8 protein-coding genes are annotated in these 6,708 nt (G+C 69.9%); 3 read left to right on the top strand and 5 right to left on the bottom strand.

From position 1 onward, the window contains the following. From BIV01_RS02025 to BIV01_RS02010, 4 genes are all read right to left on the bottom strand, one after another. Nucleotides 1-197: ATP-binding cassette domain-containing protein (locus tag BIV01_RS02025; RefSeq protein ID WP_139199172.1), on the bottom strand; the 197-nt coding region annotated here is incomplete at its 3' end. A gap of 19 nt (nt 198-216) precedes the next feature. After that, nucleotides 217-1,830, bottom strand: coding sequence for an ABC transporter substrate-binding protein (locus BIV01_RS02020; protein WP_217642527.1), 1,614 nt, complete (start codon nt 1,828-1,830; stop codon nt 217-219). 94 nt (nt 1,831-1,924) lie between these two features. Then, entirely contained in the window at nt 1,925-2,830 is a 906-nt protein-coding gene (locus BIV01_RS02015) for an ABC transporter permease (protein WP_083413714.1), read from the bottom strand. Beyond that, entirely contained in the window at nt 2,830-3,960 is a 1,131-nt protein-coding gene (locus BIV01_RS02010; protein WP_083413713.1) for an ABC transporter permease, read from the bottom strand. Before BIV01_RS02010 ends, BIV01_RS02015 begins: the two co-directional genes overlap by 1 nt. Before the next feature lie 254 nt (nt 3,961-4,214). Between BIV01_RS02010 and BIV01_RS02005 the strand changes: the two genes are divergently transcribed. Together BIV01_RS02005 and BIV01_RS02000 are read left to right on the top strand one after the other, a co-directional pair. After that, the gene (locus tag BIV01_RS02005; RefSeq protein WP_071295324.1) at nt 4,215-4,943 is read left to right on the top strand and encodes a GntR family transcriptional regulator; all 729 of its coding nucleotides are present in this window, start codon (nt 4,215-4,217) and stop codon (nt 4,941-4,943) included. 76 nt (nt 4,944-5,019) lie between these two features. Further along, a complete protein-coding gene (locus tag BIV01_RS02000; RefSeq protein WP_071301773.1) occupies nt 5,020-5,457 on the top strand; it encodes a VOC family protein in 438 nt (145 codons plus the stop codon). Nucleotides 5,458-5,463: 6 nt separating this feature from the next. Here the strand turns inward: BIV01_RS02000 and BIV01_RS01995 are convergent, their stop codons facing one another. Then, complete coding sequence (locus BIV01_RS01995; RefSeq protein ID WP_071301772.1) at nt 5,464-6,417, bottom strand: manganese catalase family protein; 954 nt, start codon at nt 6,415-6,417, stop codon at nt 5,464-5,466. Nucleotides 6,418-6,523: 106 nt separating this feature from the next. On the opposite strand from BIV01_RS01995, the gene BIV01_RS20060 reads away from it, so the two are divergent. Continuing rightward, nucleotides 6,524-6,708: hypothetical protein (locus BIV01_RS20060; RefSeq protein WP_217642526.1), on the top strand; the 185-nt coding region annotated here is incomplete at its 3' end.

Here is a 6,708-nt window from a genome sequence, read left to right as displayed (position 1 = left end):
TCGACCTCGACGGTCCCGGCGTCGAGGAACCCGGCGATGGCGCCCGCGAGGCTCGTCTTGCCGGAGCCCGACTCACCCACGACGGCGACGCGTTCCCCGCGCCGGACCACGAGGTCGGCGTGGCGGACGGCGTGGTTCGTGCCGTAGGTGACGTTGAGGTCCGTGACCCGGAGGACCGGGGCCGACTGGTCGTTCATGGTGTCTCCCTGTCGTCGCTCAGCTCGAGGCGAGCTGCAGCTGCGAGTAGTCGATGACGTTGTCGGAGCGGAACACGTACCCGTCGACGTCCTTCGCGAAGGCGTTGAGCGGCTGCACGTAGTTGATGTAGATCGTCGGCATCTGGTCCTGCAGGACCTTCTGCGCGGCGTTCCAGTACTTGCCCGCCTCGGCCCCGGTCGGGTCGCCCGCGGCGTTGCCGTCCGCGATGGCCTGGTTGAGCTCGGCGTTGTCGAAGTCCGGCCAGTTGATGGCGGAGCCCGGCGTGTAGAAGAGCGACAGGACGTAGGGCGGCGACTGCACGACCGCGTAGTCGCGACCGAGGGACGCCTCGAACGTCTTCGCGGCGAGTCCGGCCTGGAAGGTCGACGAGTTGACCGTGTCGATGGTCATGTCGAAGCCGGCGTCCTTCACCGCGGTCTGGATCTGGACGGCGGTCTCCTGCAGGTCCGGGACGGAGTTGTTCACGGTGAGGGTGAACTGCACCGGGTCGGTGTACCCGGCGTCGGCCAGGATCTTCTTCGCCTCGGCCGGGTCGGTCTCGTTGGCCGTGAGCCCGCTGCCGTCGAAGCCCGGGTCGGCGTCGGAGAGGATGCTCGAGATGGAGTCGGCCCGACCGTGGTAGACGTTCTCGTTGATCTTGTCGTAGGGGATCGCCGCGGCGAGTGCGCGGCGGACGGCGACGTCCTCGAACGTGCCCTTCGTGGTGAGGAGGGGCATGTACACGTACGCGTTCGTCGGCACGTCGAACACCTGCGCGGCGTCGGCGTCCTTGAGCTCGACCTGGTCGGCCGGACGGAGCTGGGCCGCGATCTGCGCGTCGCCGGACTTCACCAGGTTGGCGCGCTGGCCGGCGTCCGCGACCACGCGCTGGACGATCCGGGCGATCGACGGCTTGCCTTCGGCGTACCCGGCGTTCGCGGTGTAGATCGTCTGCTCACCGGGCGTGTAGGTGTCCACCTTGTAGGCCCCGAAGCCGAAGTTCGGGTGCGTGCCCGACCACTTCACGGCCCACGGGTCGCTCGACGTGGTGTGCTCCTTGAGGACCTTCGCGTCGTAGATGTTGTAGCCGACGTTCGCGAGCAGGGACAGCGCCGTGTAGCCGTAGCTCGCCTTGTCGAGCGTGAGGGTGACGGTCTCGTCGTCGACCTTCGCGAACTGGTCCGGCTTCGTGATGAACGGGGCGCTGATGAACGGCACGATGCTCGTCTCGACGGCGAACTTGCGCTGGATGCTCCAGATCACGTCGTCGGCGGTGAGTGCGTTGCCCGCCGTCGACTTCGCGTCCGTGTCGAGGTGGAACGTGTAGGTGAGGCCGTCGTCCGAGACGTCGTAGCTCTTCGCGAGGACCGGGGCGAACGTGTTGTAGTCCTCGTGCTCGGCCTGACCGCCGGTGCCGTCGACGTACTCGTTGCGGATGAGCGAGGCTCCGGTGTTCTTGAAGAACTCGGCGGCCTCGTACCCGGTGGCGCTGGTCTCGTACGAGAAGCTCTGCGGCTGGGCCGCGGTGACGATGACGAAGGCGCTGGAGGCGGCGTTCCCGCCGGCGCTGCAGGCCGCGAGACCGAGGGCGCCGACGACCGCGATCGCGGCGGCGGCGATGGTGCGTTTCATGTTCAGCATGGGCAGGGGTCTCCTGGGGAAGGGGATGGGACGGGAGGGACGGTGTGGGTGGGGAGGAGGGGGCGCGTGGGGCGGGTGGTCGCCGTCAGACCCGCGACCGGCCGACGAAGGCCGCGACCAGGACCGAGGCGGACCAGACGGAGAGGCCGAGGGCGGCAGCAGGGAAGAGCACCGGCCACCACCGCCCCACCGCGGCGTCCGGGGCACCGGCGGCGAGCATGGTGCCCCACTCCGCGGTCGGTGTCGGGATGCCGACGCCGAGGAAGCCGAGGGCGGCGCAGAAGATGATCGCCATCCCGAAGATCGTCGAGGTGTTCTCGATCGTCGTCCGGGCGGAGTTCGGCAGCACGTGCCGGAGGAGCAGGCGCAGTTCGGACTCGCCGGACATCCGGGCGGCGTCGACGTAGCCGTCCGACCGCGTGCGGAGGACCTCGGTGCGCATCAGCCGCGCCTGGAACGGGATGAGGACGATCGCGAGGGCGAGCGTGATCACCACGGCGTTGCGTCCGAAGAACGACACGATCACGAGTCCGGCGATCATCACCGGGATCGACTGCACGAGGTCGACGGCGCGCCCCAGCAGTCGGGCCGCGAACCCGAGCACGGTGCGGTCGCCCTGGTACATGCCCGAGACCAGCCCGATCACGATGGCGACGACGGTGGCGATGACCGTGATGCAGATCGCGATCACGATGTCGAGGCGGAACGCGGTCATCACCCGGGAGTAGACGTCGAGGCCGTTCGCGTCCGTGCCGAACCAGAACTCCCCCGACGGGGCCTCCGACTGCCCGCCGACCACCGACGTGGCCGGGTGGTTCATCAGGTACGGCCCGACGACCGCGAGCACGACGAGCACGGCGAAGGGGACGAGCCGCAGGACGAAGCCGGTGCGCCCGGCCGGTCGACCGACGCGACCGTCCTGCGTCGAGCGGGTGCTCCCCGCTCCGGTGGTCGTCGGCTCGGGCAGCGCGGTGGGGGTGTCGAGCGCCATCAGGCGTCCTTCCCGGCGACGCCGGCGCGCCGCCTCGAGTCGAGGAGCATCGTGACGATGTCCGTGACGAGGTAGATGACGAGGCACATCGCCGCGGTGACGAGGAGGAACGACCGCAGCGCGAAGACGTCGGAGGCGTTCACCGCGTCCACGGCGTACTGCCCGAGTCCGCCGAGACCGAAGAGCGACTCGAGGACCACCGCGCCGCCGAGGAACAGGCCGAACAGCATGCCGAGCGTGGCGACCGCCGAGGGGAGCGCCCGGCGGTAGATGCTCGCGAGGACCGTCCGGCGGGACGCTCCGGACGCCACACGGAACCGGGTGGCGGGGTCGTCGATCGCCTGGTCCAGGTTGACGATGAGCATCTTGATGAGCAGCGGGGAGTGCGCGACGACCATCACGACGACGGGCAGCGCGAGGTGCTGCGCGTACGACGCGAGGGCTGCCGGGTCCCCGGCGATGAGCGCGTCCACCATCGGGAAGTTCGTCACGGTGGGCGGCGCGATGAGCAGCGGGTCGAGGCGGCCGCTCGGCGCCGGGGCCCAGTGCAGCTCGGCGTAGAAGACGAAGAGGAACGCGATGCCGATGACGTACTCGGGCAGCGCGCCCGCCGACCGGGCGTAGGCGGTGAGCAGCTTCGCGAAGCGGTTGCGGCGGTGGGTGACGATGAAGTGCGCGGTCACGAGCGACACCGCCGAGGCGAGGAGCAGCCCCCAGAACACGAGCTCGAGCGTCGCCGGGACCCGGGTCGCGAGGTCCTGCGCGACCGGTCGGCCGGTGGCGATCGACGTGCCGAAGTCGAGGTGGGCGAGCTGCGTCAGGTAGGTGCCGAGCTGCTGGATCCACGAGCCGGTCAGCCCGTAGGACTCCCGCGCCTGCTCGAGCTCGGCGCCGGACAGGCGTCCGCCGGTGGCCGACACGACCGGGTCACCGGGGATGAGCTGCACGAGGAAGAACGAGACGAGGACGAACACCAGGACGTTGGCGACGGTCAGTCCGGCCGGGCGCAGGAACCAGAGGCGCTCCCGGACGCTTCGTCGCCTCGTCGTCAACGAGGTGTCGAGGGCGGCGAGACGCTCGGCCTCCGCACGGGTCGCATCGTCGACGATGTCGGGCTCTCTCACGGTCATGTGCCGGCCTTCCGTCGCATCGGGTGGTGGTCAGCAATGCTCGCGATCGTTCGTTTCCGACGACCGCTCCGGGTGTAACCGGATCATTAAGCGACCAGCGGCGAAAGGAAAGCCCAGGTGAGAGCGACTTCGTCCGACCGTTCACGCCGTTTGCGCGGTTCGGAGGAATCCGTTGCCCTGCGCGACGAGCGTCGTATACTCACTGCACCCGAGCCGCATCGTGGCGGTGAGATCCTGCGACGATCGGAGTCACGATGAGCGACACGCTGTCCGACCACCCGCGCGCGAAGGGCGGGTCCTCACGCGGCCGACAGATCTCGGCGAGACGGGTCCGCGACCTCATCACCGCCTCGATCCGCGAGGGGCACATCGCACCCGACGCTCCCCTCGCCGAAGAGGACCTCGTCACGCTGTTCGACACCAGCCGCGGGTCCGTCCGCGCCGCGCTCGCGCAGCTCCGGGACACCGGGTTCCTCGAGCGCCGGCCGCGCGTCGGGACGAAGGTCACGCACCGCGGGGTCGTCGTGCCCCTCACCGACATCGACGCCGACAGCGAGCACGTCTACGTCGAGCGCTTCGAGGACCGCATCGTGCCGAGCTTCCCGCTCGTGCGCGAACGGCTCCGCATCGACGAGGACCACGTCCGGATGATCGAGAACCTGCTCGTCACCGACGACGACGTGATCGGACTCCGCGCCGCCTACTTCTCGGTGCGCTACACGCACTCCCCCGAGACCCTGTCCGGGCCGATCAACATGACGACGGTGCTCCGCGACTTCTTCGACGCGTCGCGCGGCGAGGTGCTCGTCACCATCGGCAGCGAGGCGGCCGACGCCCACACGGCGAAGATGCTCGGTACCGAGGTCGGCGCGCCGCTCATCGTGCGCGAGGTCACGTACCACGACCTCGACGGCGTGCCGGTCCAGACCGTCTTCGACCGGTACCGCGGCGACCGGGTGCGGCTCGAGGGTTCCACCCTCTGACCCGGGAGGCGCGGCGCGCCTCCCGACGGCGGTGGCGGCCCGGCGCGTGGTGGCGCCCACGACGTACAGTGGCGCCATGACGGCGACGGTGCGGCAGGTGCAGGTGACGTTCGACTGCGCGGACCCCGAGCGGGTGGCGCGCTTCTGGTGCGAGGTCCTCGGCTACGTGGTGCCGCCACCACCGGAGGGGTTCGACTCGTGGGACGCCTTCGACCGGGCGCTGCCCCCGGAGCACCGCGGGTCGGCGTTCGCCTGCGTGGACCCGACCGGAGTCGGCCCACGGTTGTTCTTCCAGCGCGTGCCGGAGGGCAAGGTCGTGAAGAACCGCGTCCACCTCGACGTCCGGGTCGGCAGCGGGCTCGTCGGCGCCGAACGGCTCGCCGCCCTCGACGCCGAGAGCGACCGGCTCGTCGCCCTCGGCGCCACGCAGTTCCGCCGCATGCTCGCCGACGAGGTCAACGAGTCGTGCATCGTCATGCAGGACGTCGAGGGCAACGAGTTCTGCCTCGACTGAGACCGGTCAGGCGACGGGGCCGTACACCGGCGTCTCGGCCTGGTCGAGTTCGAGCTCCGCGGTCTGCTGGATGAGCGCGAGCAGATCGGCGTCGAGCCCCGGCGCGAACTCCTCGAGCCGCTCCGGCGCGATGAACGACGGCACCCCGGCGGGTGCCTGCTCGGACGCGTCGAGGTCGGTGCCGTCGTTCGACGGGGAGGCGCCGCGGAAGATCTTCGCGGCCTCGGACGCACCGTCGAGGTCGAAGCTGTACTGCTTGCTCTGCAGCCCCAGGTCGACGAGCGCCTTGACCTCGGGGAACGCCTCGGCGTTGGTCTTCGGGATCGGCAGGAGCTTCCCCCAGTCGACGCCGAGGGCCTCGAGCGCCTTCGCGTAGGCGTTCTCGTGCGCCTGGTCGCGCACGATCAGGTACGCGATGGTGCTGCGAGCGGTGGGGTTGTCGGTCATCTCGTAGATCCGGCACTTCTGCAGGCGGCCGGTCGACTCGAGCATGAGGTTGTACAGCAGGTCGAGCGGCAGGTTGCCGGAGTTGTACACGTAGCTGCCGCTCCACGGGTTCCCGGCCGCGTCGACCGGCAGGGCTCCCTGGGCACCGACGAGGTAGTGGTGGATGTTGCCCGTGTCGAGCGCGATGTGCAGCGGGGTCGCCCCCTTCGCCCCGGGGGTGTCGAGCGGGTCGGTGAGCTTGCCGGAGTACTCGGGAGCACCGTCGAGCAGCCGCGAGATCGTCGTGCCGATGAGCTCGACGTGGCTGATCTCCTCGGTCCCGACGCCCTGGATGAGGTCGCGGAACGGCTTCGCGGCCGGACCCCGGAAGTTCATCGCCTGGAACAGGTACTGCATCATCGTGCGCATCTCGCCGAACTGCCCGCCGAGTCCCTCCTGCAGGGCGTTGGCGGCCGCGGGGTCCGGTTCGCCGTCGGCGATCTCGTTGATCCAGGTCTGTGCGTGGAAGTACATGTGGTCCTCCGTCCGAGCGACGGATCCGCCGCTGTCCTCACCGTCCTCGGCCGCGTCTGGCAGCCCGTACGGAACAGCCGCCGAACGCAGTCGCGTCCGTGGTCGGGTGCGCGAACTGCGTCGCGATGTGACCGATCGGGGACGACATGCGCGACACTGGTCGGACGTGGTCCACGATGTCGCGCCGATCCACGTCGATCGCCGGGGGTCCTCCCTCGACGACGCCGTGGCGCTGTACGAGCGGGTGTACGACAGCCGTGACATCCACATCGGCGATGCTGCCCGCGACGG

It is taken from the genome of Curtobacterium sp. MCBA15_013 (assembly GCF_001865095.1).
Lineage (GTDB): Bacteria > Actinomycetota > Actinomycetes > Actinomycetales > Microbacteriaceae > Curtobacterium.
Note: the sequence above shows the minus strand (reverse complement) of the source record. Positions and strands in the feature narration are given on the sequence as shown.

Coding starts and splice junctions, on each gene's coding strand:
- BIV01_RS02020 (WP_217642527.1), bottom strand. CDS start 1,830: ATGAAACGCACCATCGCCGCCGCCGCGATCGCGGTCGTCGGCGCCCTC.
- BIV01_RS02005 (WP_071295324.1), top strand. CDS start 4,215: ATGAGCGACACGCTGTCCGACCACCCGCGCGCGAAGGGCGGGTCCTCA.
- BIV01_RS02000 (WP_071301773.1), top strand. CDS start 5,020: ATGACGGCGACGGTGCGGCAGGTGCAGGTGACGTTCGACTGCGCGGAC.
- BIV01_RS01995 (WP_071301772.1), bottom strand. CDS start 6,417: ATGTACTTCCACGCACAGACCTGGATCAACGAGATCGCCGACGGCGAA.
- BIV01_RS02015 (WP_083413714.1), bottom strand. CDS start 2,830: ATGGCGCTCGACACCCCCACCGCGCTGCCCGAGCCGACGACCACCGGA.
- BIV01_RS02010 (WP_083413713.1), bottom strand. CDS start 3,960: ATGACCGTGAGAGAGCCCGACATCGTCGACGATGCGACCCGTGCGGAG.